General features: G+C 32.3%; 22 protein-coding genes. 10 read left to right on the forward strand and 12 right to left on the reverse strand.

Annotated features, from left to right (window positions below):
* Positions 1–85 precede the first annotated feature (85 nt).
* From M1D73_RS28045 to scfB, 4 genes are all read left to right on the forward strand, one after another.
* Entirely contained in the window at positions 86–2,404 is a 2,319-nt protein-coding gene (locus M1D73_RS28045; protein WP_481158047.1) for a putative mucin/carbohydrate-binding domain-containing protein, read from the forward strand.
* Positions 2,405–3,078: 674 nt separating this feature from the next.
* Complete coding sequence (scfA, locus tag M1D73_RS28050) at positions 3,079–3,228, forward strand: six-cysteine ranthipeptide SCIFF (protein ID WP_000821352.1); 150 nt, start codon at positions 3,079–3,081, stop codon at positions 3,226–3,228.
* 232 nt (positions 3,229–3,460) lie between these two features.
* A complete protein-coding gene (gene tnpB / locus M1D73_RS28055) occupies positions 3,461–4,582 on the forward strand; it encodes an IS200/IS605 family element RNA-guided endonuclease TnpB (protein WP_349917466.1) in 1,122 nt (373 codons plus the stop codon).
* Between the two features lie 99 nt (positions 4,583–4,681).
* Positions 4,682–6,088, forward strand: coding sequence for a thioether cross-link-forming SCIFF peptide maturase (gene scfB, locus M1D73_RS28060; protein ID WP_349917467.1), 1,407 nt, complete (start codon positions 4,682–4,684; stop codon positions 6,086–6,088).
* A 144-nt stretch (positions 6,089–6,232) separates the two neighbouring features.
* On the opposite strand, the gene M1D73_RS28065 is transcribed toward scfB, so the two are convergent.
* Positions 6,233–6,628 (reverse strand): DUF3221 domain-containing protein, encoded by a 396-nt coding sequence (locus M1D73_RS28065; RefSeq protein WP_349917468.1) that lies wholly within the window; start codon positions 6,626–6,628, stop codon positions 6,233–6,235.
* Positions 6,629–6,941: 313 nt separating this feature from the next.
* Between M1D73_RS28065 and M1D73_RS28070 the strand changes: the two genes are divergently transcribed.
* Positions 6,942–7,847, forward strand: a complete 906-nt coding sequence (locus tag M1D73_RS28070) for an Rpn family recombination-promoting nuclease/putative transposase (protein ID WP_000167466.1) — start codon at positions 6,942–6,944, stop codon at positions 7,845–7,847.
* A gap of 144 nt (positions 7,848–7,991) precedes the next feature.
* On the opposite strand, the gene M1D73_RS28075 is transcribed toward M1D73_RS28070, so the two are convergent.
* From M1D73_RS28075 to M1D73_RS28090, 4 genes are all read right to left on the reverse strand, one after another.
* Positions 7,992–8,966: an NAD(P)H-dependent flavin oxidoreductase gene (locus M1D73_RS28075; RefSeq protein WP_271044396.1), complete on the reverse strand. Its 975-nt coding sequence runs from the start codon at positions 8,964–8,966 to the stop codon at positions 7,992–7,994.
* A 444-nt stretch (positions 8,967–9,410) separates the two neighbouring features.
* Complete coding sequence (locus M1D73_RS28080) at positions 9,411–9,641, reverse strand: helix-turn-helix domain-containing protein (RefSeq protein WP_000467334.1); 231 nt, start codon at positions 9,639–9,641, stop codon at positions 9,411–9,413.
* A gap of 1,439 nt (positions 9,642–11,080) precedes the next feature.
* The gene (locus tag M1D73_RS28085) at positions 11,081–12,559 is read right to left on the reverse strand and encodes a sensor histidine kinase (RefSeq protein ID WP_271044395.1); all 1,479 of its coding nucleotides are present in this window, start codon (positions 12,557–12,559) and stop codon (positions 11,081–11,083) included.
* A gap of 13 nt (positions 12,560–12,572) precedes the next feature.
* Positions 12,573–13,238: a response regulator transcription factor gene (locus M1D73_RS28090; protein ID WP_271044394.1), complete on the reverse strand. Its 666-nt coding sequence runs from the start codon at positions 13,236–13,238 to the stop codon at positions 12,573–12,575.
* Between the two features lie 163 nt (positions 13,239–13,401).
* Here M1D73_RS28090 and M1D73_RS28095 point away from each other — a divergent pair, with 163 nt between their 5' ends.
* The 4 genes from M1D73_RS28095 (at position 13,402) to M1D73_RS28110 (ending at position 17,989) form a co-directional block, all read left to right on the forward strand.
* The gene (locus tag M1D73_RS28095; protein ID WP_271044393.1) at positions 13,402–13,578 is read left to right on the forward strand and encodes a hypothetical protein; all 177 of its coding nucleotides are present in this window, start codon (positions 13,402–13,404) and stop codon (positions 13,576–13,578) included.
* Between the two features lie 599 nt (positions 13,579–14,177).
* Complete coding sequence (locus M1D73_RS28100; protein WP_271044392.1) at positions 14,178–15,371, forward strand: S1C family serine protease; 1,194 nt, start codon at positions 14,178–14,180, stop codon at positions 15,369–15,371.
* Between the two features lie 489 nt (positions 15,372–15,860).
* Positions 15,861–17,291 (forward strand): ABC transporter permease, encoded by a 1,431-nt coding sequence (locus tag M1D73_RS28105; RefSeq protein ID WP_271044391.1) that lies wholly within the window; start codon positions 15,861–15,863, stop codon positions 17,289–17,291.
* A gap of 11 nt (positions 17,292–17,302) precedes the next feature.
* Positions 17,303–17,989 carry an ABC transporter ATP-binding protein gene (locus M1D73_RS28110; protein ID WP_271044390.1) on the forward strand — a complete coding sequence of 229 codons (687 nt, stop codon included), beginning with the start codon at positions 17,303–17,305 and terminating at the stop codon, positions 17,987–17,989.
* A gap of 153 nt (positions 17,990–18,142) precedes the next feature.
* On the opposite strand, the gene M1D73_RS28115 is transcribed toward M1D73_RS28110, so the two are convergent.
* Both M1D73_RS28115 and M1D73_RS28120 read right to left on the reverse strand, forming a co-directional pair.
* The gene (locus M1D73_RS28115) at positions 18,143–18,415 is read right to left on the reverse strand and encodes an HU family DNA-binding protein (RefSeq protein WP_016083288.1); all 273 of its coding nucleotides are present in this window, start codon (positions 18,413–18,415) and stop codon (positions 18,143–18,145) included.
* Positions 18,416–18,806: 391 nt separating this feature from the next.
* The gene (locus M1D73_RS28120; protein ID WP_016083289.1) at positions 18,807–19,049 is read right to left on the reverse strand and encodes a hypothetical protein; all 243 of its coding nucleotides are present in this window, start codon (positions 19,047–19,049) and stop codon (positions 18,807–18,809) included.
* Between the two features lie 277 nt (positions 19,050–19,326).
* On the opposite strand from M1D73_RS28120, the gene tnpB (M1D73_RS28125) reads away from it, so the two are divergent.
* Complete coding sequence (gene tnpB / locus M1D73_RS28125) at positions 19,327–20,448, forward strand: IS200/IS605 family element RNA-guided endonuclease TnpB (RefSeq protein ID WP_271044389.1); 1,122 nt, start codon at positions 19,327–19,329, stop codon at positions 20,446–20,448.
* Positions 20,449–20,674: 226 nt separating this feature from the next.
* Here the strand turns inward: tnpB (M1D73_RS28125) and M1D73_RS28130 are convergent, their stop codons facing one another.
* From M1D73_RS28130 to M1D73_RS28150, 5 genes are all read right to left on the reverse strand, one after another.
* Positions 20,675–22,090 (reverse strand): phosphatidylinositol-specific phospholipase C, encoded by a 1,416-nt coding sequence (locus M1D73_RS28130; protein WP_271044388.1) that lies wholly within the window; start codon positions 22,088–22,090, stop codon positions 20,675–20,677.
* A 730-nt stretch (positions 22,091–22,820) separates the two neighbouring features.
* Positions 22,821–23,384, reverse strand: a complete 564-nt coding sequence (locus M1D73_RS28135; protein WP_166572517.1) for a methyltransferase — start codon at positions 23,382–23,384, stop codon at positions 22,821–22,823.
* A 1,168-nt stretch (positions 23,385–24,552) separates the two neighbouring features.
* The gene (locus tag M1D73_RS28140; RefSeq protein WP_271044387.1) at positions 24,553–25,200 is read right to left on the reverse strand and encodes an ABC-2 transporter permease; all 648 of its coding nucleotides are present in this window, start codon (positions 25,198–25,200) and stop codon (positions 24,553–24,555) included.
* Positions 25,190–26,056 (reverse strand): ABC transporter ATP-binding protein, encoded by an 867-nt coding sequence (locus tag M1D73_RS28145; RefSeq protein WP_086401849.1) that lies wholly within the window; start codon positions 26,054–26,056, stop codon positions 25,190–25,192. Before M1D73_RS28145 ends, M1D73_RS28140 begins: the two co-directional genes overlap by 11 nt.
* On the reverse strand, positions 26,053–26,436 hold the full coding sequence (locus M1D73_RS28150; RefSeq protein WP_000691660.1) for a GntR family transcriptional regulator: 384 nt from the start codon (positions 26,434–26,436) through the stop codon (positions 26,053–26,055). Before M1D73_RS28150 ends, M1D73_RS28145 begins: the two co-directional genes overlap by 4 nt.
* Positions 26,437–26,782 lie beyond the last annotated feature (346 nt).

The raw sequence follows: 26,782 nt of genomic DNA on the forward strand, positions 1-26,782 counted from the left end.
ATTATTAATTTATATATTATATAAAAATCTTAACTATTATACGTATTAAAAAATTTTCAACAGAAAATAGATTGGCGGGTATAGTATGAACATATTCAAAGGGTTTCTAATTTCATCAATTGCAATGACCACATTTGTAGGAACAGATCTAATCCTACAAAATGATAGTATTCATAATAAAGTTTACGCTGAATCTTATAATGTCACATACAAAGAAAGAGATTCACAGGAAGAAAGATTAATTGTAAAGTTTAAAAATCAAATTGACTTACCTTATGAAGATGGTATTGAGAAACGAATAAAAAATGGAGATTATGATAACAATTTAAAGAAGTTATTTTCCGAAAATACAGAACTTACTTTGAATCGTCTGTTCTCATCTGTAAATCCAATAGAGATTCAAAAGTTATCAGTACAATCTAAATCAGTTGCTAATGAATCAGCTAATAATTTATTAAATTATTATATTGTACAAGCTCCTAATAACATAGAAATAGAATTATTACTGAAAAAATTTGAAACATCTCCTCTCGTAGAGGAGGCTTATATACAAGAAAAACAAATTTTGACACCCCCTGAAATACAGTTACCAAATTTATCTGTTAATCCGTACGATGATCCTAGATTTAAAAATCAAGGATATCTTGAAGCGGCACCAAAGGGAATTAATGCCTCGCATGCTTGGAGCATTAAAGGTGGTGACGGGAAGGATACAACTTTTGTGGATATGGAATATGGATGGTTATTGAACCATGAGGATTTAGTTAATAAAAATATTAAGCTTATGTCGGGACAAAATATAAGCCAGCATAGAGCTCATGGGACTTCTGTATTAGGAATTGTTTCATCTGAAGATAATCAAATTGGAAATATTGGAATTGCACCAAAAGCAAATGTAAAAGTAATATCCCAGATCAGGGATAATGGAATTTATAATACAGCGGATGCTATTTTAAGTGCTGTACATAATTTACAAGCGGGAGATATTCTTTTATTAGAGGCACAAGCTTCGTATGATGGATATGGGGATAAATATTTACCTGTAGAAGTACATCCAGATATTTTTGATGCAATTCGTGTTGGTGCAGATAAAGGGATTATTATTATAGAAGCTGGCGCAAATGGTTCAAACGACTTAGATAATTTTAAAGATCGTAATGGAAAAAAAATCTTAAATCGAAATAGTCCAGACTTCAAAGATTCAGGTGCTATTATGGTTGGGGCGGGATCATCAACTGTTCCACATAAACGTTTATGGTTTTCAAATTATGGAAGCCGATTAGATGTATATGGATGGGGAGAAAATGTTGATACAACATCAGCAAATCCAAGTCAAAATACTACAAATTTATATACATCAACATTTGGTGGAACATCAAGTGCTTCACCAATTATTGCTGGAGCAGCAACTTCGATTCAAGGTATTGCTAAAGAACATCGAGGTTCTCCTTATACACCAGCCGAATTAAGAAATATCTTAAGTAATCCAAATACAGGAACAAAATCTCAAGATCCGTGGAATGATAGAATAGGTGTTTTACCTGATCTAAAATCTATATTAGATAACTTAGGTTTTAATTCAGATATACCAAACTCTTCTAGTATTTTAGAAGGAAAGCAGTTTGCATGGTCGCTGAAAGGGATTGGAGATTTTGAATTTGCAAAAGTAAATTTAAATAAATCAACAGAAGAAATGCAAATTGATTTAAAAGCAGGTGTACCACATAACTACTTTGATAGTACATATGCAAGTATTAAAGTGCAAAACACATCAGGTAAAGTGGTCTATAACAAAGACATTTATGGAAACAAACAACAAAATGCTGAATCGAAAAAAGTTTCAGTCAAAGTAGGAGATTATATTGAGTTAACACATCTAGAAGGTGTGCATAGAGCTACTCTCACAAATGTAGATAATAGTAAACAAGAGAGTTTTGGAAAAAAAGCCATGTACGAGGTTACAAAAGAAGGCCTGAAGAAAGTAGAGAAAATGCCAGAAACAACAGTTTTAGATGGAAATCAATTTGCGTGGTCTTTAAAGGGATATAATGATCGAGAAATCGCAAAAGTAGAGTATAACAAAGCAACAGAAAAAATGCAGATTAAATTAGAAGCGGGTATACCCCATTCCTATTTTACTAGTACGTATGCAAGCATTAAAGTTCAAAACTCATCGGGCGATATTTTGTATAATAAAGAAATTGTAGGAAATAGACAACAAGCTGCTGAAAACCAAACCGTTCCCGTCAAAGTAGGAGATTATATTGAGTTTACTCATATAGAGGGAGAAGCACAAAAGGAAAAGACACGTGCCACACTTACAAATCTTGAGAATAGTAAACAGGAATTTGTGGGTAAGAAAAAAACATATCAAGTTACTCCTACGGGATTATTAATAAAATAGATTAAAAGGATGTCTAAAAAAATAGAATTTTTTTGGACATCTTTTTTATTAGTAAAAAAGCATTAATTATTGATAGTGATGTATGATGAATTCTATAGGCCTATTAAATATTATATATATCTATACATAATCAAAAAATCAAGTTATAACTAATGTTCCAAGGATCGACACATCTATTTTTGTTTAATCATGTTATACTTTTCACAAGTGAAACGCTACAATATCAAACCCTAGTTTTATGACATCCTTCTGTTGCCACAGTCTATAAAAGGTCAATTCCATTGGGGTTGACTTTTTATAGTTGTAGCAGAAAGCTATAAACGTCCATATTTTTTTATAGGATAAACGTTGTAATTTCACGTACCGTACTTATGAATATATAAATAATTACAACAAACATTAGTCTATATGTAGCTTTTATGGTATATAACTTTTAAATAGATAATATTTGATATTCTCGTAATATTTTAAATTATGGTTAAAAGAAAAGACAGTAAAAGTAGTTTGTTAATACATAAAGTTATTGGTAATATTTAGTGGTTAATTGAAGTGTTGTTAAAAGCATGAATAGAATTAATACACCAAAATTGAAGAACTAAGGCATATCATTGTGAATATTTTCACAATGATATGCCTTAGTTCTTCAAAATTATTTCAAAAGGAGGTTATAGGTAATGAAAAGAATTATAACACTGAGCACTTGTAAACTGCAAGATACTATAAAACATGGTGGATGTGGTGCATGTCAGACATCTTGTCAGTCCGCTTGTAAAACCTCATGTGGAGTTGCAAATCAAAAGTGTGAAAATACAATAAATAGATAGGAAACAAGTAGTATTGTACGCAGTTATATTTTATCATTTTAGCCAAGAAGACTCCTTCCTCAAGGAGCGTGAAGGATCACAGCCCAGTGAGTAGGTGGGAGATGAACTGGCTTCGAACAAGGGATGGCAGGAAGCCATCTTAATTGTTCAACTTACAGAAAGTTTTACTCCACTACCTATCGAATGTACGTTTGGTATATAATAGTCATATACCGAAATGGAGGTGAATCAAATGATAATTAATAAAGCCTATAAGTTTCGTATCTATCCAAATCAAGCACAAGCAATTCTAATTAACCAAACGATAGGTTGTTCTCGCTTTGTATTCAATCATTTCCTATCCCTATGGGATCACGCATACAAAGAGACTGGAAAAGGTTTAACATATGGTACATGCTCTGCCAAACTTCCTGCCATGAAGAAAGAGTTTGTTTGGCTCAAAGAAGTGGATAGTATTGCGATTCAGTCGTCTGTTCGCAACCTTGCGGATGCATATACACGATTTTTCAAAAAACAAAATAGTGCCCCGCGTTTCAAATCCAAGAAGAATAACGTACAATCTTATACCACAAAACAAACAAATGAAAATATTGCCATTGTAGGGAACAAAATAAAGTTGCCGAAACTAGGCCTTGTTCGATTTGCCAAAAGTCGCGAAGTAGAGGGACGTATTGTAAATGCGACTGTTAGACAAAACCCTTCTGGTAGATATTTTGTGTCACTATTAGTTGAAACAGAAGTACAAGAACTTCCGAAAACACATTCTTACATTGGGATAGATGTAGGACTAAAAGATTTTGCTATTTTGTCAGATGGAACACACTATGAAAATCCGAAGTTTTTCCGATCATTAGAAGATAAGTTGGCGAAAGCACAGCGTGTTCTTTCTAGAAGAATGAAAGGATCTTCTCGCTGGAATAAACAACGAGTCAAGGTAGCTAGAATTCATGAATACATATTAAATGCTAGAAAAGATTACTTAGACAAAATCTCAACTGAAATCATCAAAAGCCACGATGTTATCGGTATAGAGGATTTGCAAGTATCGAATATGTTAAAGAATCATAAGTTAGCAAAAGCAATTAGTGAAGTATCTTGGTCACAGTTTCGAACCATGTTGGAATATAAAGCAAAATGGTATGGCAAACAAGTCATTGTCGTATCGAAAACATTTGCTTCCAGCCAATTATGTTCTTGTTGTGGATATCAAAATAAAGACGTTAAAAATCTAAACCTACGTGAATGGGACTGTCCTTCTTGTCGTACACAACATGATAGGGATATTAACGCAAGTATCAATCTAAAGAATGAAGCGATAAGGATTCTAACCGCAAGGACTGCGGGGTTAGCTTAATCAATTAGAGTTCGATAGAACTCTTTACTTAGGAATCCCTCACTTCTAAACGAAGTGAAAGTGGGGGTAGTTCAAGAAAAAGGAGTTTGATTATCCAGTATGATTCATCAATATAAATTAAATGGATACAATATTGTATTAGATACTTATAGCGGGTCGGTACATGTTGTTGACGATCTTGCTTATGAAATAATTATGCTATATGAGAATACTACTATGGAAGAAATCTTGTCAACGATACAAGAAAAGTATAAATATGATTTCCACGTTTCCGAGAAGGAAATTCGAGAAACAATTGCGGATATTGAAGAACTAAAAAGAGATGGGAAGCTTTTTACCGATGATGATTATAAGGATCTTTCAATTGATTTGATAAATCGTCCTACTTATGTGAAGGCTCTTTGCCTTAATGTCGCGCATACATGTAATCTGTCGTGTGAATACTGCTTTGCTAGCCAAGGAAAATACAATGGAAATAGGGCCATCATGAGTTATGAAGTTGGAAAAAGAGCCATCGATTTTCTATTAGAAAACTCAGGTAATCATCGAAATCTCGATGTTGATTTTTTTGGTGGGGAGCCACTCATGGCGTGGAAGACTGTCAAACAGATTGTCGTCTATGCAAGAAATAAAGAAAAAGAGTACAAAAAAACCTTTCGTTTTACCTTTACTACAAATGGTATGCTGCTTAATGATGAAATTACTGACTTCTTGAATCAGGAAATGCACAATGTTGTATTAAGCCTTGATGGAAGAAAAAAAGTTCATGATTATCTACGTAAAACTGTCAATGGAAAGGGTAGCTACAATCATATTGTTCCAAAGTTTCAGGAATTTGTTGAGAAGCGTGGAGATAAAGAATATTATGTACGTGGAACCTATACCCATAATAATGTCGATTTTACTAATGATATTTATCACATCGCTGATCTAGGTTTTAATAAGATATCAATGGAACCAGTTATCTGTAATCCAAGAGAACCATATGCGCTCGGTGAAGAAGATCTTTTGGAAATTTACAATCAATATGAAATTCTCTCGAAGGAAATGCTAAACCGTGAGGAAAAAGGAAGCGGTTTTACTTTCTATCATTACATGCTTGACCTTTCAGAAGGTCCATGCGTTCAAAAAAGAATTTCTGGTTGTGGTTCTGGGACTGAATACCTTGCTATTACCCCATGGGGGGAGATATTTCCTTGTCATCAGTTTGTTGGAGAAGAAGAATATAGTATGGGGAATATCTGGGATGGCATTACAAAAACAGAGATACAGTCTCAATTTAAGAAGAGTAATTGCTATTCAAAACCGGAATGTCAGGAATGTTGGGCACAGCTTTACTGTAGCGGCGGTTGCTCAGCTAATACAATACATGCAACGGGTTCCCTTAAGGGAACACATGAGTTCAGCTGTAAAATCTTCCGCAAGAGGATAGAATGTTCTATGATGGTTAAAGTAGCTCAATCCATTAGAGCTATGAAGAAGGAAGAACAAGCCATAGTTCAGTAAATACAAAAGTGCACAAGCGTTGTTATAGCATAAATTTATAAAGATAGTTACAAACAAAAATTCTTTAGTCCAATTTAGAATAAATGAGTTTAAAAGAAGATAGCCATTTGTAATGGCTATCTTCTTTTATAAAAAATATATAATTTATTCAATTATTTTTTCGATAACAGGCATAACAGCGATTGGTGGAATAGAGTAAGTCCATCCTACGGAAAATATATTTAGTTTTTCACCTACGCTATAGTTATCTTTGCTAGTAATAGGAACACGTAAAATTTTATTCTGAGAAGCTAATTCCCACCAATTATTTTGATAAGAAAGTGCCTCCTCTTTTGTATTAGTGTCAGCTACAACCAAATAATTATCATCTGTTGAAATAACATATCCAGTGAAAGGTATCTGCATTCTTACTTGTTCTTCCTTAATAGGAGTAGGATTACTTATAGAATCTGCCGAAGTAGGAGTTAATCCGAAAGCTAATCCACATCCTAGCGTCAGAGTGGTAACCCCTGCTACTAATTTTTGTTTTTTTGAAAACATAATATAAATCCCCCTTATATTTTATCCGTACACCATCACCTTTCTATTTTTTATATAGAATGCCTTTTTAAATCCCTAGATTTAACAATTATGTCACAAATAATCCATTGTTTTTTTGAATGGGTATTATTTAAAGATAATATATGTTATAATTTACCAAATTAACTATTAATTGTACCTTTATCTTCTAGTGAATATATATTTTTGAAAAGAATGATAGCGTTATCTTTTGTAAATGTTCCTATTTGCATGATTACCTAATTTTTATGTACAATAAAGAAAAGAGAGTTTTTTAGACAGGAAGAGGAAAGTCATGACCAAGTCATTAGTAAATTTACGAATTGATTTTGCTTTTAAGCAATTATTTGGGACAAGTGGTAGTGAGGATATTCTTATCACATTTTTAAATGCCATGTTAAAGAATTCATTAGAATCACCTATTATGTCACTACAATTAGAGGATCCACATTTACATCGAGAACACGAGGATGATAAATTATCAATTTTAGATGTCTCAGCCACATTAGACACAGGTACTAAAGTAAACGTAGAAATTCAGCTGAATAATAATCACGACATGATTAAACGAAGTTTGTATTACTGGGGTAAATTATATACTTCACAGTTACAAAAAGGGATGCCTTACAGCTCTCTTAGTAAAACAATTACTATTAATTTGTTAAACTTCGTACTTTTTCCCGAATATGAGGAATTTCATACAACGGGAAAGCTATGGAATGTACAACAGCAAAAGCAGTTTAGTGATGATATAGAGATTCATGTTATAGAACTTCCTAAATTAATGGAACAATGGCGGGAAGAGAAAGTTAATCCGTGGGAAGATTCATTTGTTCGTTGGCTGTTATTACTTCCGGCAAATGAAGATGAACACTTAACTCAAACATTGGAGGACATTGCGATGAATCAAGATCCGATTTTACAAAAAGCAATGAATAAGTGGGAGCGAATGAGTCAAGATTCGACTTTCCGACAAGCCTATGAAGCGAGGGAAAAAACCCTAATGGATGAAGCTGCAAAGTTTGCTCACGCAGAGGAGCAAGGAATCAAAAAAGGTATTGAAAAGGGTATTGAAGAAGGAAAAAAAGCCGAACGTATACAATTGGTATGTGGTATGTATAAAAACGGAATGTCTGTAGAGGATATTGCGAAATTTACGAAGTTACCTATAGAAGAAATAAGAGAAATTATCCAATTATAAATAAAAAAGAACACCTACAGCATTTGTAGGTGTTCTTTTTTATGACCAATAATGTCCAGAGTATAATTATTAGTTGATGTATCGTCAGGAAAATAAAAATTTTCAACATTAAATATTTTTTAAAGAACTTACATGGATTCTACCTTAGATACATGCTCTATATTCCATCATAATATTGTTAATAATTGTTTGAACGGGCAAAATCTCTTTGACTTCATTTACTCGTGCACCTGCGAAAACAAGACCATTTTCACAATCACCATCCATAGAGTTTATCAAAGAATCTAGCGTGCAGAAACGATAAGAACAGTTTTTTAAGCAATTTATACACTTTTTTATTTTTATCTTTTTATTATTATCAGCTATTAATTTAGTAAAGTTATTTTTAACCGCACGACCTTGGAGTCCGACAGTTGTTTTGACTAATATAGTATCTTCTAATCGAGCATTTATATATTTTTCCTTAAAGGATAGTGGTGCGTCACACTCATTACTTGCAACGAATCTTGTACCCATTTGCACACCAGATGCACCCATTTTTAAGGCATGCGCAATATCTTTTCCAGTCATAATTCCTCCAGCAGCAATTACGGGAATTTCGACTGCTGCAACTACTTCCGGTAATATATCGAATAAAGGTCGATCGGTACCCAGATGTCCTCCTGCTTCATGACCCTCTACTACAACAGCGGCCGCACCCAAGCGTTCAGATAATCTAGCGAGTTTGGCTGAGGATACTATTGAAATAACTGGTATGTCGGCATTTTTTCCCCAAGTATACATATCTCGTGAAATACCAGCACCAGATATGATGAAATCAACTTTTTCCTCAATAGCTGCTTTCATTTTTTCAGCAAAATCATTCATTGCAAAAAGGACATTTACTCCAATATAACCAGTATTCCGGATCTTTTCTTTCGCCTTCCTAATATGCATTCTCATTTCATCTATGGAAATACCAGTTCCTGATATAATCCCAATTCCTCCAGCATTTGCAACTGCAGATGCAAGTTTACTTAATGAAATGCCTACGCCCATTCCTCCCTGCATAATTGGGACCTTTGGCATCATATGACCGATTTTTAATTGTGGAAAGTTCAAGTAAATACCCCATTTCATTAATGTTATTAGAGTAAATCTGTTAAACCCTCTCAGTTTAACACAGTGCTTGGAACAAACACTAGGAAATCAATACCTACTACTAGTAGTTTATAATGTTTTTTGCTGATTTTCACAAAATGTTCGAATAGTGCGCTATAAACTTTAGAATAATATCAAATGTATATTTAGGATTCTGGATAAAAAAACAATGAAATTTAGATTTTCTAATAAAAAATGTCTTTAAAGAATTGATTTGTCAAAAATGAAGTGGGATGTAATCATTAATTATTTTGAGTGGGGATATGAACAGAGCTAAATAGAAATTTATATCCTTTTTAATAAAAGGATTTTTTGTATTATAAGTGTTAAATAATCATTAGTTATAAAGGGAAAAATCTATGTTTTTAGTAATCTACATAATTGGATTAGAGACAATTAGATGTGCAGTACATTTTAGAGGTATTAAATATCAATATTCCAAAAATCTTGATAATCAATATGCTTATCAAATTTTTTTAGTATTCTAATGATTTTAGTTGCAGATGTTAAAGTGGGAATACGATCCTTTTTATTTGCTAAATCACTTATCAGAGATTTACTTAATCCAGTTCTTTGTACAAGCCATTGTTGTTTGATTCCTCTGTGATCTAAATACTCACCAAATGGAGTCCTTTTTTTTCCTAGACCAAACATAAAGAATCCCTCCTAATTAAGAATGACGTATAAATAGCTTGTACAAAATTCCATAAATTTAAACTTTTGTCCATAAATATGGAATTATAATTTAGAACAAAGCATAGAATAATATAAATAAAATGAAAAAATATGGAATAATTTTGAGGAATCTAGCATTCATAGTAATAGCTACAAGTTGCTGATACACTATCCTAATGGCAACTTGTTGCAAAGGGTATTACTAAAATAAAAAAATCTGAAACTCCTTACGTCAGAAGGATCTTCAGATTTTTTCTTTTTTAGATCTTTAATTTATAGATACGTATTTTATATATAATTATGCATAATATGGCGAATGAGTAAAATGGATCATCTGCTTATATAGTTTGATTGACCTTGTCACTAAGCATATAAATCTGTTTTAGATATGATGAAAGGAAATAATAACAAAAAATGTGAAATTCGAAATCAGTCATATCTGGTCTAGTATACTTATAACTTTCTACCCAGCTGCTAAGTTACCAGTTTGTAGTGAAAAAAGTACAGTCGGCCAGTTTGTGTAACAAAAAATATTTCTATCCCGTTTACAAATGGTTCATTAATATATAATTCAGGGATCATACTTATATTACAACCACTATGAATACTTTTTTGTTTCATAAATACTCTTCGGTTAATACACTTGCAAGTGTATTATTTTTGATCTTTATGTGTCAAATGAATAATGTTTTTATTTGAATTTTCTTCATGCATTTGTATAAGAACCAGATCATTATAACAGTTCTCACAATAGTAATCAGTTTCTTCATAGGGTAAAAATGTAAAAGGGTGAGTGCCTTTTTTTCTATTACAGCAATTACAAATCACAATAATTCCCATCATATATACCTCTTTATAAAATATAATGTTTTATTTATAGAATAGATTAACTGGCTCATTCCCTTACCCCTTTACTTATAAGCTTTCTTCAAATGATTTATAAGTGAATCGAATTGCGACCTTATTCTAACGGGAAAATAATTCTTATAATAAAGAATACACTATTTATTCTGTTTTTTAACATCGACTTTCTAATGAATAAAAACATTTCTATATTAACAGAAATGTTTTTATACAAATAAATTGTGTATTGAATGCATATTAGTTACTTTTTCACTGATATGACTAGGCTTGTAGGATTCATATTATTTTTTAATAGATGCTCTACATGCAAAATACCAAAAAAGCCCGTCAACGCCAAACTTACTGTCAGTGTGAAAGGATAATAGGTCTTATTGCCGCGGTAAAGCTAATTATAATAAAACAACTTTATTATTTTTCAAAGAATTTTAATGTAATTTAAACAACTTTAATATCTCTGTACCCCATATTATGTTTGGGTTGCCATACCCAACATAATATGAAAAATCTCAATCTCATTTTTATAGGATGAAATGAGATTGAGACTCTTTTGTTGTTTATTTGCTGGATAATGGAATGGTAACTAAAAATTCTACGCCTTGTTTGGTATTATTTATAGAATACGTGATAAAAAGGGATTCAAAAATTTGTTTTACAATATATAATCCTAAGCCACTCCCTCCCGTATTTCGATTTCTTGACTTTTCGATTCGATAAAATGGTTTGAAAATATGTTGTATATCTTCTTCTTTTATTTTGACACCTGTATTGATAACTCGCATTTGGATGTTGTTTTGTTTAGAATCCTTTGTTAACTTTATATAGACTTTTTCGTTATACGGTGAATACATAATCGCATTATGAATGATGTTTTTACAAGCTTTTTCTAAAAGAACATAATCCGTATAAACAAAAATATCAAGATCAACTTCTTTTATTATTTGAATGCCTTTTTGAGAAGCAAAAAATTCGAGTTTTTTTGTGATTGTATCTATTGATTTGGAAAGATTTACTTCTTCCACTTGAAGTTTAAAGGTATGTTGTTCTAATTTTGACATGCTTAAAATTTCGCGAACCAGTTGTTCCAGACTTTCAATTATTTGATAATTTTTCTTTAAATACTGGTCACGATTTTGATAAGGGCCGATATTATATATCATCCCTTCTAAGTATCCTTTCATAACAGTAAGAGGAGTTTTTAATTCATGTGCTACAATAGCAAAGAATTCCCTTCGCTTTGTTTCTAATTCTCTTTCTTTTTCAATATCACTTTTTAATTGCTGATTCGCTTTTTGTAAATCAAAAATTGCCTGTTGTAAATTTATGGACATATCATTCAAGCTATTGGACAATTCCCCTAATTCATCCATAGAACGAACCTCAATTTTTTCGGAGAAATCCAAGTTTGCCATCTTTTGTGCACCTTTATTAATATAAATAAGTGGCTTAGTAATAAACCTTGAATAGAGATAAGCACTTCCTAAACCAATAACCAGTACAATGATACTAATATAGGGTAGAAAACGTACCAAGACCTGTGAAGCTTCATCGATTGGTTGAAATGTTGCGAACACCACAAGTGTTAAGTTAACATCTTGGAATTGTATTGGCTTGGTAGCCTCATATGAATTACGAGATTGAGCCAAACCCTTTATTGGTACTGTTGTAATAAAACCTTTTGCTGGAGTACCCCCCTGAACAGTACTCCCCCGAACAGTACCCTCTTGTATAGTACTCCCTTGAACAGTACTTTGAAGAAAGGGATAATAAATAATCCTTCCCTCATTATCTTGAAGGTATATCACTGCATTATTTTTTTGTGAGTATTGATCAACAAGTGGTGTTGCATTTTGAAGCGTAAGATCTTTAGATTTATCAATTATTTCTTCGATTCCCGTTTGAAGCTGATCTGTTTTGTATTTCTCATAAAATTTAGGGAGAAAGAAGTATAAAGTTACATAAATTAAGGTTGCAAAGGCTAATAAAATGAGGGATGTAGTCATAAAGAGTTTATAGGTAATTCTTTTCATCTTCATGATTTTTACAATCCTATTCATCGATTTTATAACCAATGCCCTTTACTGTTTTAATATAAGGTGTATCTAATTTTTTTCGTATGTTTTTTATATGCGTATCAATCATTCGTGTGTCTCCGGCATACTCATATCCCCAAATTTTTTCTACGATATTTTCTCTTGTGAGTACCTTTTTTTCATTTTGAATTAGTAGTTGTAAAATTTCAAATTCCTTTGTCGTTAGGGGAACTTCAATTTTATTTACATATACTTTATATGCATCGCTATCCACATGTAGTTCTCTAAATACAAAATGATTATCTGTACTTTGATTATTACTTCTTCGCAGTACTGCTTCGACTCGTCTCATCAAAACATGAAAAGAAAAAGGTTTCGTAATATAATCATCGATTCCAAGATCAAATCCTTTCATTTGATCTTGTTCTTCTTCTAGCGCAGTTAGCATAATAATTGGTATATTTGACTGATTTCGAATCATTTTGGCAACTTCAAATCCATTCAGGTTTGGCATCATCACATCTAGAAGAATTAAATCGAAGGATTGCTTATTAAATTGTTTCATGCCCTCTAATCCATCTGATGCAACTATAACTTTATACTGTTGTGTCATTAAAAATTGTTTGATTAATTCTTGTATTTCTTGATCATCTTCTACCACCAGAATGTGATAGTTCTTCATAATATCACCTCTTGTAGTCATTATAACCTTCCAATCTGGAGTTGATGTGGAGAAGTATTAGAAACAATATAAAAACTTCACAAGAAAACTATATGTATTTCAAATTAGCTCCAGATGCATGAGATAGTTTATATACATAACAAGACAGAGGGAGGTAATTAAGATGTCACTAGAAGCAAACATCATTCTTTCTTTATTAGATGTACAACTGTGGATGGCCCCTCATTCGAATAATAGACGCATAAAAGAGAAAAAACAAAAATTGAAACCAGCACCGGGCTTAAACAAATACACAAGTTTAAATAATAGAAAGCTATATAAGTCTAGTGAACAAAAATAGGGAGGATTAAATTGATTCTCTCTATTTTTGTATTCCATAATTAGGTACTGAAAATCTTTACTATAACTCTAGATTAGCTCCATATAGAATACAGATTAAGTTTGTATGATACATGTACCAAATAGAAAGGAATGATACATGATGTTGACGACTTACACAATCTATCAAATTTTATCCCTTCCTTCTTATTTACACACAAACCTATTACCATCCATTCTCACGAGAATGCTAGAATCTAAGTTTATAACAAAAGAATAAATAAGCTAATGGATGTTTATTTTCCTTTGTTTCCACTTTTTGCAAAACACCTGTATAAACACGTATCCTACTTTGTACATTGAATACTCTATTTGTTGAGAGCCAAATAGGCTCTTTTTTTAGAGACAAGCTCAAAGTGGGTTTGAATATCGTCATACATATATTCATAGGAAATTTCAAATATAATGTTACCCCTACGAAAAAACAGTTGATTTATGTTTAAACATGCCTAAAGGTGAAATTTTCATTTTTTGAAATGTTGATTCTTAAATATTTCATTCATAAATTGGATTTCAAATATTAAGATAAAAACATTCAATTGTAAATTAAAGGAGAAAGGGATGTTCATAATGGGACACGATGATACAAATCAAACAGAAAGCAATAGGCGTAAAGTCTATAAAAAAACAGGGTATTTTTTCACAGGAATAATTGGTGCAGTGATTGGTGCAATTACCATTGGATTGGCCACTCCTTATATATATGAAATCAAAGGAAGTGCAGATCAACCTCCTAAGCACAACGAAGTAAATCAGGCTACGCCGATCTCTTACAAACCAGAAGATGTGAGCAATCCTCAAAATATGATTGAATCTGCAAAAGAAGTTGTCGTAGGTGTCATTAACTATAAACAAAATGCAGATTCATTTAATGGGCAAGTTCAATCAGAAGAAGCTGGTTCGGGATCAGGGGTCATATATAAAAAAAACGGCAATAAGGCTTTCATTGTTACAAATAATCATGTGATAGACGGTGCGAATAAAGTAGAAGTGAAATTGAATAATGGTAAAAAAGTTCCCGCTAAAGTAGTAGGGACAGATCCATTATTAGATTTAGCAGTATTAGAAATTGATGGGGCAGATGTAAAAAGAGTCGCAACACTTGGAGACTCAGAAAAAATTCGTACAGGGGAAACGGTAATAGCTATTGGGAATCCATTGGGGTTAGAAGGTAGTGTAACAAAGGGGATTATTAGTAGTAAGGAACGAGAAATACCTGTTAGTACTCTTGGAGATCAACAAGTTGATTGGCAAGCACAGGTAATTCAAACAGATGCAGCTATTAATCCTGGGAATAGTGGGGGAGCTTTGTTTAATGAACAGGGTGAAGTCATTGGAATTAATTCGAGTAAAATTGCACAACAAGCTGTTGAAGGAATTGGATTTGCAATTCCGATTCATATAGCCAATACGATCCTAGAGTCTCTTGAGAAAGATGGAACAGTTAAACGTCCGATGATGGGTGTACAGTTATTAGATGTGGAGAAAATGACAGATTCTGCACGCAATCAATTAAAGTTACCAAAAGAGATATCAAATGGTGCAGTATTGCGGAATATCTCATACCAATCACCAGCAGAAAAAGGTGGATTGCAACAATATGATGTTGTGATTGCATTAGATGGACAAAAAATAGAAAATCTCGTTCAATTCCGAAAATATTTATATGAAAAGAAAAAGTTGGGGGATACAATTAAAGTAACAGTTTATCGAAATGGTGAAAAACTAATAAAAAACGTGAAATTAGCGGATTAAACAAGTGCCGCTTAAAACTATAGCCACCTTTCGGTGGTTTTTTAATATGTATTTTTCGTGTGGGTACTAGATATATCAGAGGTGGTAGATGCCATGAGGCAAAAAGAATGCCCACATTGTTATTCCGTGTAGGAGGCTAATTTTTCTAGCGATAGTATCTCATCTTGTACTGTATGGGTCATAAATAAAGGGAGTTATCCCGTGTTTGTATTCCTTCCTCAAGTTAATTGGTTGGTGACTAATATTTTATACCTATTATTATTATTATTCCGTTTGTCCTCATTTCACATTAAATGGACTGACTCTTTACCAATGTTCAAAATCGATTACATATTTTAATTTGTGTTCCAGCTTTTCTTGACTATATTAACAAATCACTACATATGCACTCCAGATAAACCCTAATATCTTTAGATAATCTACTGAATATCTTCATATAAACTCCAGATAGTGTATTTAGAATAACAACTATCAAGGAGGTTAGGAAAAATGAATTTTATAAAACGCGCAATTCTCAGTATGAAAAAAAGGATAGGAACATCGTTAATTTTGATGGCGGTCTTTCTGATTGTTACAAATTTAGTATTGGCAGGATTCACAATTCAAAATGCATCAAAAAAAGCTGCGGATGCAGCAAGAAAAAAACTAGGCGCAGATGTCACTTTAGGTCTTGATTTTGATAAATTAGGTCAACAAGCTAGGGAAACTGGAGAGATGCCTAAACCACCAAAGCTCAACACAAAAGAAGCAGATCGATTAGCGAAGTCCAAGTATGTAAAAGATTATAACTACATAACCAATACTTTCGGAATTTCGGATGGATTTAAACTAGTAGGTGCTTCAGAAGGTGAAGAAGGAAAAGGTAAAGCAGGAATGGTGGCAGTAGCAGGTGGATCAGGTTCGGGTACAGAAATAGATATGAATTCTTCTCTTGTGATGGAAGGAGTTCGCAAAACTGCATTACACGAAAGTTTTAAAAATGGAAAAAGTAAAATCATTGATGGAAAACCAATTACAGAACAGGTAAAAGATCAAAATGTAACTTTAATGGAAAAACGATTAGCGGAACAAAACAATTTAAAAGTAGGAGATAAGGTAAAAATTCAATCAGGGGATAAGAAGAAAACTCTCGAATTTGAAATTATTGGTATTTATGAAACGAATGAGAAGCCAATGGGTGAACATGCCCCTCCTATGATGGACCCAGCTAATAAGCTATATATGCCTTATTCTGCATTGAAAAAATTAGAAACAGATGACGGTATGGGTAGTGGTATTCAAATCGTGTATTTCTTGAACGATCCACAAAACATTGATTCATTTAAAAAAGAAGCAAAGAAATTTGATATTGATTTTAATTATTTTAAGTTAGACGCAAATGATTCGTTGTACAAACAAATGATTGGCCCTATCGAAAATATTTCATCTACTTCTCAAATGATTATTTATATTGTATCAATTGCAGGTGCGATTATATTAGGGTTAATTATTATGTTATCGATTAAAACACGTCGTAAGGAAATGGGGATTCTATTGTCCATTGGAGAGAAAAAGTGGAAGCTGATGGCACAGTTCGTAGTAGAAGTAGTATGTATCGCTATTTTAGCATTTGGATTATCCATAACAACAGGAACTAAAGTTTCTCAATATATAGGAGATAATTTACTTTCAAGTGAAATTGCTACAGCAGACGAAGAAACAGACACCTCTCAAAATGGAACTGTAATGGTGGCTGGACCAGGTGGTACTGTACAAAATCAAAAAGAGAATCCAATTGATAAAATTAATGTAAGTGTAACAGGAGAAGACGTAGGGAAAATGGGGGGGATTGGACTAGCTATTGCTATATTAGCAACACTTCTTCCTGCATTATCTATTCTACGCTTAAATCCAAAACAAATTCTTTTAAAAGATGAATAAGGAGGCTCGATATGGAGACAATTTTACAATTTAAAAACTTAGATTATTATTATGAAAGTAATGGAAAAAAAGTAACAATACTAGATAATGTGAATTTTTCTTTTCAAAAAGGGCATTTTTACACAATTTTAGGACCATCTGGATCTGGTAAAACCACAACTCTAAGCTTAGGTTGTGGGCTGGATATACCTAAAAATGGTTATGTACTGTATAATGGCAAGGATATTCGAAAAATAGGTTTGGATCGATACCGTAATCAAAATGTATCTGTAATTTTCCAATCTTATAATTTGATTACCTATATGACTGCTCTTCAAAATGTCCTAACAGCAATGGAAATTACAGGTGTGAAGGTACAAAATAAAAAAGCAAGAGCATTAGAATTATTAGAAAAGGTAGGAATCACAGAAGTAGAAGCTAAGCGAAATGTCTTACAACTAAGCGGCGGGCAACAACAACGTGTAGCAATTGCTCGAGCACTATCTTGTAATGTTGATTTACTGATTGCAGATGAGCCGACAGGAAACCTTGATGAAGAAACAGCAAATGATATCATTAATTTGTTCCAGGGGCTAGCGCATCAAGAAGGGAAATGTGTAATTGTTGTAACGCATTCCCAAGAAGTTGCAAAAAAATCGGATCGAGCTGTTTATTTAAATAAGAAAAAATTAGCAGTAAAAGATGCATCTAGCATCTAAAAAACAAATTCTATGATTAGAAGAGTTTGCAGGGTATGGAAATCGTGAAAATGATAAAAAATTAGTTAATTATTTTCCGAAAAAATATATGATTAATCTAAAAAGGAATGGAGATAAAAATCTCCATTCTTTTTTAGATAGATAATTTAATCCTTATTTAACAGCCTCTTTTAAAGCTTTCCCAGCTTTAAATGCAGGTACTTTTCCTCCTGGGATATGCATTTCTTCGCCCGTTTGGGGATTGCGCCCAGTACGTGCAGAACGCTCACGTACTTCAAATGTACCAAATCCAATTAACTGTACGGATTCCTCTTTTTGAAGAGATTGTGTAATTTGATCTAGGATAGCTTGTACAGATGCGGTAGCATCTTTTTTAGTAAGTGATGTTTTCTCAGATACTTGGTTAATTAGTTCTGTTTTATTCATTATGAACCTCCATTAAATAATTTTTGTTAATTTAATTTTATAGTATAGTATGTTTTCAAGAAAGGGTAAATTTTATATAAATTATAATATTAAAAGGTTGAAGATACTTTTACAGTTTTGTATAGGGGGATTAGGTATGTTTACTTTTAAATCTATACTATATAAATAGTTAAATAAGGGGAATTGTATTGTAGAGAAGATACAGGCTACCCATTTGCATAATTTTAAACTAGAAATAAAAATTAATTAATTGAAGTAGTATCACTTAACTATAGATTTAAGAGCAAATAGACCCAAACAAAAAAATCACACCTTTTAATTAAAAGTGTGTGAATTTCTTGTTTTGGGTGCTTAAAATTTTTAAGTCAATGATTAAACGTCGGAAATTAAGTTATATATTAGACTTCTCAGCAATATTAAACATATATGGCGTAAAGATTAAAAAGAAACCCAATATCACCATCAAAGAATTTAATGAAAATAAAGAAGAGTTGTTAATGAAAGATGATCCAAAAATAATTACAAAAGTCATACCAGTTCCACGCAAAATAGATTTAAAAGAAACAGAATTTGTCATCATTTCAAATGATTTCAATTGCAAATTTTGAATTGATTTAGCTACTTTGGTTTTCATGTTCAATCCTTCTTTCTAAAAAATAAGGTATATACTATATTCATTGTATTCCTGGGTGTTTTGAAATTCAAATTTTTATCATTTTAGCCAAGAAGACTCCTTCCTCAAGGAGCGTGAAGGGTCACAGTCCAGTGAGTAGGTGGGAGATGAATTGGCTTCGAACAAGGGATGGCAGGAAGCCATCTTAATTGTTCAATTTACAGAAAGTTTTACTCCACCACCTATCGAATGTATGTTTGGTATATAATAGTCATATACCGAAATGGAGGTGAATCAAATGATAATTAATAAAGCTTATAAGTTTCGTATCTATCCAAATCAAGCACAAGCAATGTTAATCAACAAAACGATAGGTTGTTCTCGCTTTGTATTCAATCATTTCCTATCCCTATGGGATCACGCATACAAAGAGACTGGAAAAGGTTTAACATATGGTACATGCTCTGCCAAACTTCCTGCCATGAAGAAAGAGTTTGTTTGGCTCAAAGAAGTGGATAGTATTGCGATTCAGTCGTCTGTTCGCAACCTTGCGGATGCATATACACGATTTTTCAAAAAACAAAATAGTGCCCCGCGTTTCAAATCCAAGAAGAATAACGTACAATCTTATACCACAAAACAAACAAATGAAAATATTGCCGTTGTAGGGAACAAAATAAAGTTGCCGAAACTAGGCCTTGTTCGATTTGCCAAAAGTCGCGAAGTAGAGGGACGTATTGTAAATGCGACTGTTAGACGAAACCCTTCTGGTAGATATTTTGTGTCACTATTAGTTGAAACAGAAGTACAAGAACTTCCGAAAACACATTCTTACATTGGGATAGATGTAGGACTAAAAGATTTCGCCATTTTGTCAGATGGAACACCCTATGAAAATCCGAAGTTTTTCCGATCATTAGAAGATAAGTTGGCGAAAGCACAGCGTGTTCTTTCTAGAAGAATGAAAGGATCTTCTCGCTGGAATAAACAACGAGTCAAGGTAGCTAGAATTCATGAATACATATTAAATGCTAGAAAAGATTACTTAGACAAAATCTCAACTGAAATCATCAAAAGCCACGATGTTATCGGTATAGAGGATTTGCAAGTATCGAATATGTTAAAGAATCATAAGTTAGCAAAAGCAATTAGTGAAGTATCTTGGTCACAGTTTCGAACCAGGTTGGAATATAAAGCAAAATGGTATGGCAAACAAGTCATTGTCGTATCGAAAACATTTGCTTCCAGCCAATTATGTTCTTGTTGTGGATATCAAAATAAAGACGTTAAAAATCTAAACCTACGTGAATGGGACTGTCCTTCTTGTCGTACACACCATGATAGGGATATTAACGCAAGTATCAATCTAAAGAATGAAGCGATAAGGCTTCTAACCGCAAGGACTGCGGGGTTAGCCTAATCAATTAGAGTTCGATAGAACTCTTTACTTAGGAATCCCCCACTTCTAAACGAAGTGAAAGTGGGGGTAGTTCAAAATCCTAAAGATATGTCACATGAAATTTTTTTAAGTTCACTGGATTCTTTATTTCCTTTAATATAGCATACCTGGAGAGAATGCTCTTTTGATACATAAGGTAATTGAACTTCTTAAGCCGACGGAGGGATAAAGAAATCCTTTAAAAAATTTAATTGGTGATAGCATATACTTTTACTGTAAATGGGTGATTCACACCACTTGGATTTGCGATATAATATTTAGAATTTGTATCTGCTGCAGTCCTGGACTCATTTGAAATATTGCTCCAACTAACACGATCTAGACCCAGAGAAACATCGACCATAATATTGAAAGAGATACTGTCAGAAGTCTCTCCCTGGGTAGGCTCAATAATCCATTTTAAACCGATTGTCCCTGGGGGTAAATTATTTATACTAAAGTTTTGGCTGGATCGGTTCTTTTCTCCAGGCAATGGCTTAGAGTCAGAAGAAATTTGGGAAATTAATATCTCTTTTTCATTAACGTTTATCCCATTTAATTTAATGATGCTATCTATTAAACCTGGACCTGGAAAATCAGCTGCAATGATACCAGAATGTCTGATCCCATCTTGTAGTATGAAATCTGTCCCCATTGTATTCATTCCACCATAAAATACTTGACCATTTGTATCACGAGGGAAGTCTTTCCATTCATTTGTTGTGTTTTTTTGGATTAACTGTGGGTTACTACCAGTATCTCTATTTTCTTTTCCACTTGCAACAAACCAAGGATAATAATTATTCCATAATGCTGTAGCGCCACCTGTACCACTAAAATGGTTGAGATAGATATGATTATTGTTAGAGTCGTTATTTGCCTTTAGAAGCTGGTTTTTTACTGTACTCCATTTCTCATACATTCCATCCGCTCCAGCGCTAACTTCAAAATTATCTTGGATATTTAATGATTCATAATTAATTCCGTATTCTTCAACTGCTGAGAAGTTTTGTAGTATTACAATTTTTCCGCGGATATCTCCTAACTTAGGGTTATTTCTTTCTGAAAATGGCACAGAATTAGGTTCCCAAAAATAGGACACATTACGGTCTTTATAACTTTTAAATATCTCCTCGAATGACTGTGAGCCGTTCTCTGGATCAGTTTCCTCTTTTAAGCGCATTAAAATTGTTTCTTGAGGGTTTTCTCTTAAAAATTGGATTGTTTCTTTTAATACATCTTCAAACATTGCTTTTTGATTCACAATACCATGCTGCATGGCAAAAGAATTTTTTACACGTTTAACACGCATGTCTACATACCGTATTCCTGCATTGAACTGCTGAGGTAGGGGCATTGTTTGATTTCTTGTCAAATTCTCATCAATAAAACTCGCTCCATGTAAAGCCATTGAACCATGAGTACCTGGAATAGATAATTCGCTTATTCTTTTCGTATCTTCTAATTTTGACATCCAGTTTGGATTTCGATAACCTAAATCGGACTCATAGGAATAACCTGGATGTCTATCAGCAAATACTATTGAAGTTGTACATAAACTCGCTAGTGTAAAATAAGTAAGAATCCCAAATTTTAAATGTTTTATTATCTTTATTTTCTTCATTATATTTCTCCTAATCTTAAACAGATAAGCCTTATATAATAATTTAGGTGATTTTACCATATGCATGAAGTCCAGCATGAGAATAATAGACTGTATTAATTTAAAAATTTAGTTTTTATAAATAGTGCCAAATTTATAATAGGTAACAAAAGGTTTATAAAGTTAAAAAGAAAGTAAGTCAAATAAAATAATATGTTAGCTACCATCAGAGTTACTATTGTCATTTACTTTAAAATATTGTGCCAGCTTTAAAATCTAGAGAGGGATATTCTCATTTAGATTTGCTCAAAAGCCATTGTGCACTGGGAACATAAATTTAGAAATGTAATCATACAAGGGTGGGAAGGCCAAAATAATCATGTGTAAGTTTAGTGAAATGATGTCAAAGTATATTATCATACTTCATGTACTTTATAGGTCATACAATTCAAATCTAATATTATACAAAGAAAACAGAAGTCTTAAACTAGACGTCTGTTTCCCGAAGTACAATGAATTATTGAAATTAGTAATATTTACATAATTATTAATGTAAATTAACGTAGATTTTTTTGTTAAGGTATTATGTGCCAAAATTATATGAATTCCATATCTGAGAGCAAAAGACTTTTGGGGAGAGTCTCTCTCTTATTACTGCATTAAAGTTAGAAATGGATTTGTTACATATAATATCATTTTAGAAAAACTTACGAATAATACTTCTCTGTAATCCTAAATAATGCCTATAAGCTTATTTCTCATTAAAGCTTAAACTAACTGCAGTAGCAATAGATTGTCCTGCATGTTCCCAACTACCATCGATAACTTTTCCAAGTTGTTGACCGAGTGAGGTTAAATCATTTGGATTAACAGGAATTCCGTTATATGCAGCAAGAATTGATAAAAGTGGAGCTACAATTGGTGTCCAACCCCCTCTATCAATATGGAATTCGAACCCTGTTACCTCACCATCTTTTTTTGTGAATTTATAGTAAAGTTGATCATCTGGACGGAAGCTTAAATGATGAGAGATTTGTCCGTATACATCTTTACCAGCTGTACCTCGATCCACAACTTCAATTTCTTTTACATTAAATTCATGCTCAAATACTTTTATTTTTTTTACTTCGGGACCATTTAATGCAGCTTGAACAGCCGTTTCTAGGTTACTTTGTGCAAATGGTTGAATACTAACTTGTGATTCCTGTTGTTGGATAGGAGCAACTGTCTCAGCAGCAAATACTGATGTTGTAGGTAATGCAGCTGTAGCTAATGTTGCAGCCAGAGCAGTTGCTGTAATGATTTGCTTCTTCATAATTTTACTTCCTCCTTTTTAATGTATGATAATAAACTATAAATTACTGACAGATAAATTATTTCTATACATAAATAGAAAAACATTATTGTGGGTAATGGAAGTTAGTCTGACAGATAATTTATATCATAATAGTATCAATATGCACTTGATTTCTCAATTTTCAGTCAATGTATTCAATACTAACCAATTTTAAGTAAGTTTTAGAGGGTAAATCTCTAATAGCAATCTAGAAACATGGCAATATTAGAGTGAAAATGAAATGATAATCATAAAATATTCAATTAATATCAAAAAAAATATAAAATATTTCACATATATTTTTAGGTTATTTGATTTTATTGTAATGTGCAGAATGATAAATGTTTATGTAAGTTAAAAATCAAGAATATTAAGGTGATGGTTAAAATTAACGAAATGTTCAAGGTTTCAATCTCAAAATATGAATATTAGTTATATAATCATTTTAAGGGGACAATTCACCCTTCCTCTAATGTTGTTGTTTACAAGTTTATAGTTCCAATGTGTTGAAGATACGATAAAAATAACTTGTAATTATATATTACAAGTTATTTTTGTTTCGATTTTTTTGATAGATACCTTAACTTGTTATGTTTTTCATTTTTTATTAAGAGAACGGTAGAATTCTATAGGAAGTATATGTACATTATCGTAAAATAAATAGTAATTTGTTTATAAACTAAGTGATTCTTAATCGTATTCTAATAGCAAAAGGAAAGACCAACTAAAAATATAGTTGGTCTTTCCTTTAAGTTGGTGTAAAAACAAATAAATAAAAGATAGGTGAGAATTAATGCTGCTAAGCAGTATTGATTCTGAATTAACTATAACACACTTCCTAAGAAGTAGTTGTGTCGGTTGATTGAACATTCATCCTTCCTTTTTTATCAAATAAATATATAAAATACATCACTTAATTGATAAGGGATGCATTTTAATAGAGACATAGATCAATGCTCTAGTTTAGAAAGTAAATAACGAAATGTTTGAAGTGACAGATACCTGTTAACATCGATGTATCTACCAGCTTTCTTAGTAGGCTTTGTCAGTAGTTCCTACGCTGAGAACTGAAGTATCTTGTGCGTTGACGTAACCTCGATAAGTATGGGGCGATAAAACATATTTTTTAAAATGCCCCTTAAACTAATTATAAATCTTTTTTTGCATATATCTTTAGTGAAATTATCATTGATATAATGCCAATAACTATTGAAATGAGACAAGGCATCCATGCCATGATAATTGATGGGAATGGAAGAGGGAGTGTAAAATTCAGATGGCTCAACTGAATTTCTTTTATAAGAGTAGGAGCTACAAAAGGTGTCAAAAAGACAACAATAAAAGAAATCATTCTTGTTTTATCAAAACCAAATTTAAATTGGAAAGGGAGTAGTATTCCAAACAAAATACTAACAACTAAGAATGTTATTCCGAGAGCGTTTATACTAAGATTCTCGATACCAGATGGTATAATAATTGAAGTTATCATTCGAATAATTGAGGCACAAAGAAAAACTACCAATAGAAAGAGATATTTTGCTTTTACAAAGGCACTTCTAGTATATGGTGTTGCACAAAGTAGAGTTGCTCCTTTGTATTGGTCTTCGAACTTGGATATTGTACCAAACAAAATATGCTCCATAAAAACTACTGTTAAAAGAAAACTAATAAGTCCACCATCGTTGAGGTGTAACTGAGTAGAAAGATAGATTGGTGCAATAGCTGCGAAAACGAGTAAAATAGAAAAATATCTTTTTACTAATAGTATGTCTTTTACAACAAGATTAATAAGCATATGTATTTCCTCCAATATAAGAAAGCATTATATCTTCTATAGTTGGTCTTTCCATCAAAACACCAGGCATATGCCGGCACACATCATCTATTTTATGAGTAATCCCTTCAAATCCATATTTAGTTTGACTCAAATTCAAAAAGAGTTTTTCTGTTTGATTATTAATCAATTGATTATCACCTTTTACTAATGCATGTGTTTCCACTAGTGCATCTTTTTCTTCATCAATTAATATTTGACCATCATCTATCAAAATAATCATGTCTGCTATTTTATCTAGATCTGAGGTAATATGAGTAGAAAAAAAGACACTCTTTCCTGGTTCTTTCATAAAATCTAGAAGTATGTCTATTAGTTCACTTCGAACCAATGGATCAAGTCCACTTGTGGGTTCATCCATTATTAATAGATCTGCGTGGTGGGATAAAGCTAGAGAAACTGCAAATTTCATTCGCATTCCTTTGGAGAGGGTAGAAATTTTTTGTCCTAGATTTAAATTAAATCGTTTAATATACTTTAAAAAAACTTGCTCATCCCATTCAGTATAGGAAGGGGCGATTACATTCTTCATTTCTTTTAATGTTAATTCATCGTAAAAGTACCCTTCGTCTAACACGACACCAATTTTATTTTTGGATTTTCGTTCATGTTTATCTATATCCTTTTCTAAAAAACTAATTTTACCCGAATCTTTGAGTACGAGCCCGAGGATAGCTTTAATAGTAGTAGTTTTCCCAGAACCATTAGTACCAATAAAACCAGTTATACAGTCCTGGTTAAGTGAAAATGTCACGTCTTTTAATGAAAAATTCTCATAAGCTTTGTTTAGATTCTTCACTTCTAACACTGCATTCATTCTTCATTTTCCTCCTTTAAGATTAAATCTAACATCGAATAGAGTTCCTCATTATGGATTCCAATACTTCGAGCCATTTTGCACACTTCTGTCAATTTTACTTCAACCATATGACGCTTAGATTCCATTAATAATTCCAAGTTTGTAGATGCTACATAAGTACCTTTTCCAACCCTGGTAACGATAAAACCTTCGGATTCTAGTTCCGCATAAACTCTTTTTGTGGTTAACATACTTACATGTAAATCATTAGCCAATACACGGATTGATGGTAATTGTTCACCTTCCGTCAATTCATTATTAAATATAGAATCTTTAATTTGTTCCTTTATTTGTTGATATAAAGGTTGATTTGATGCATTATTTAAAATAATTTTCATTTAAATACCTCTCCATCGACAAGTGTGACTGTGTATGATGCACACCATACACACCATACACAGTTAAGATTATAAGTTATTGAAAATGGTTTAACAAGTTATCTTGTTATAAAGTTCACAAAATTTTCATTTTAGAAAAATTTATAACGGAATTCTCATATAAATTTCTTACTTTTTTTATTAATATAATGCTAAAATCTTAAGTTTTAGATACTGGAGCAGAGGAGATTAAATGGTGGAATTATATTAATGACTTGTAAGACATATGAAAAGGAGTAATAAATATGTGAAAATGGGGGTTAAGGATAGATAAAAACAAACTATTGCTTCATTGCTGAAGTTTCTA

The organism is Bacillus sp. PK3-067 (genome assembly GCF_056738645.1).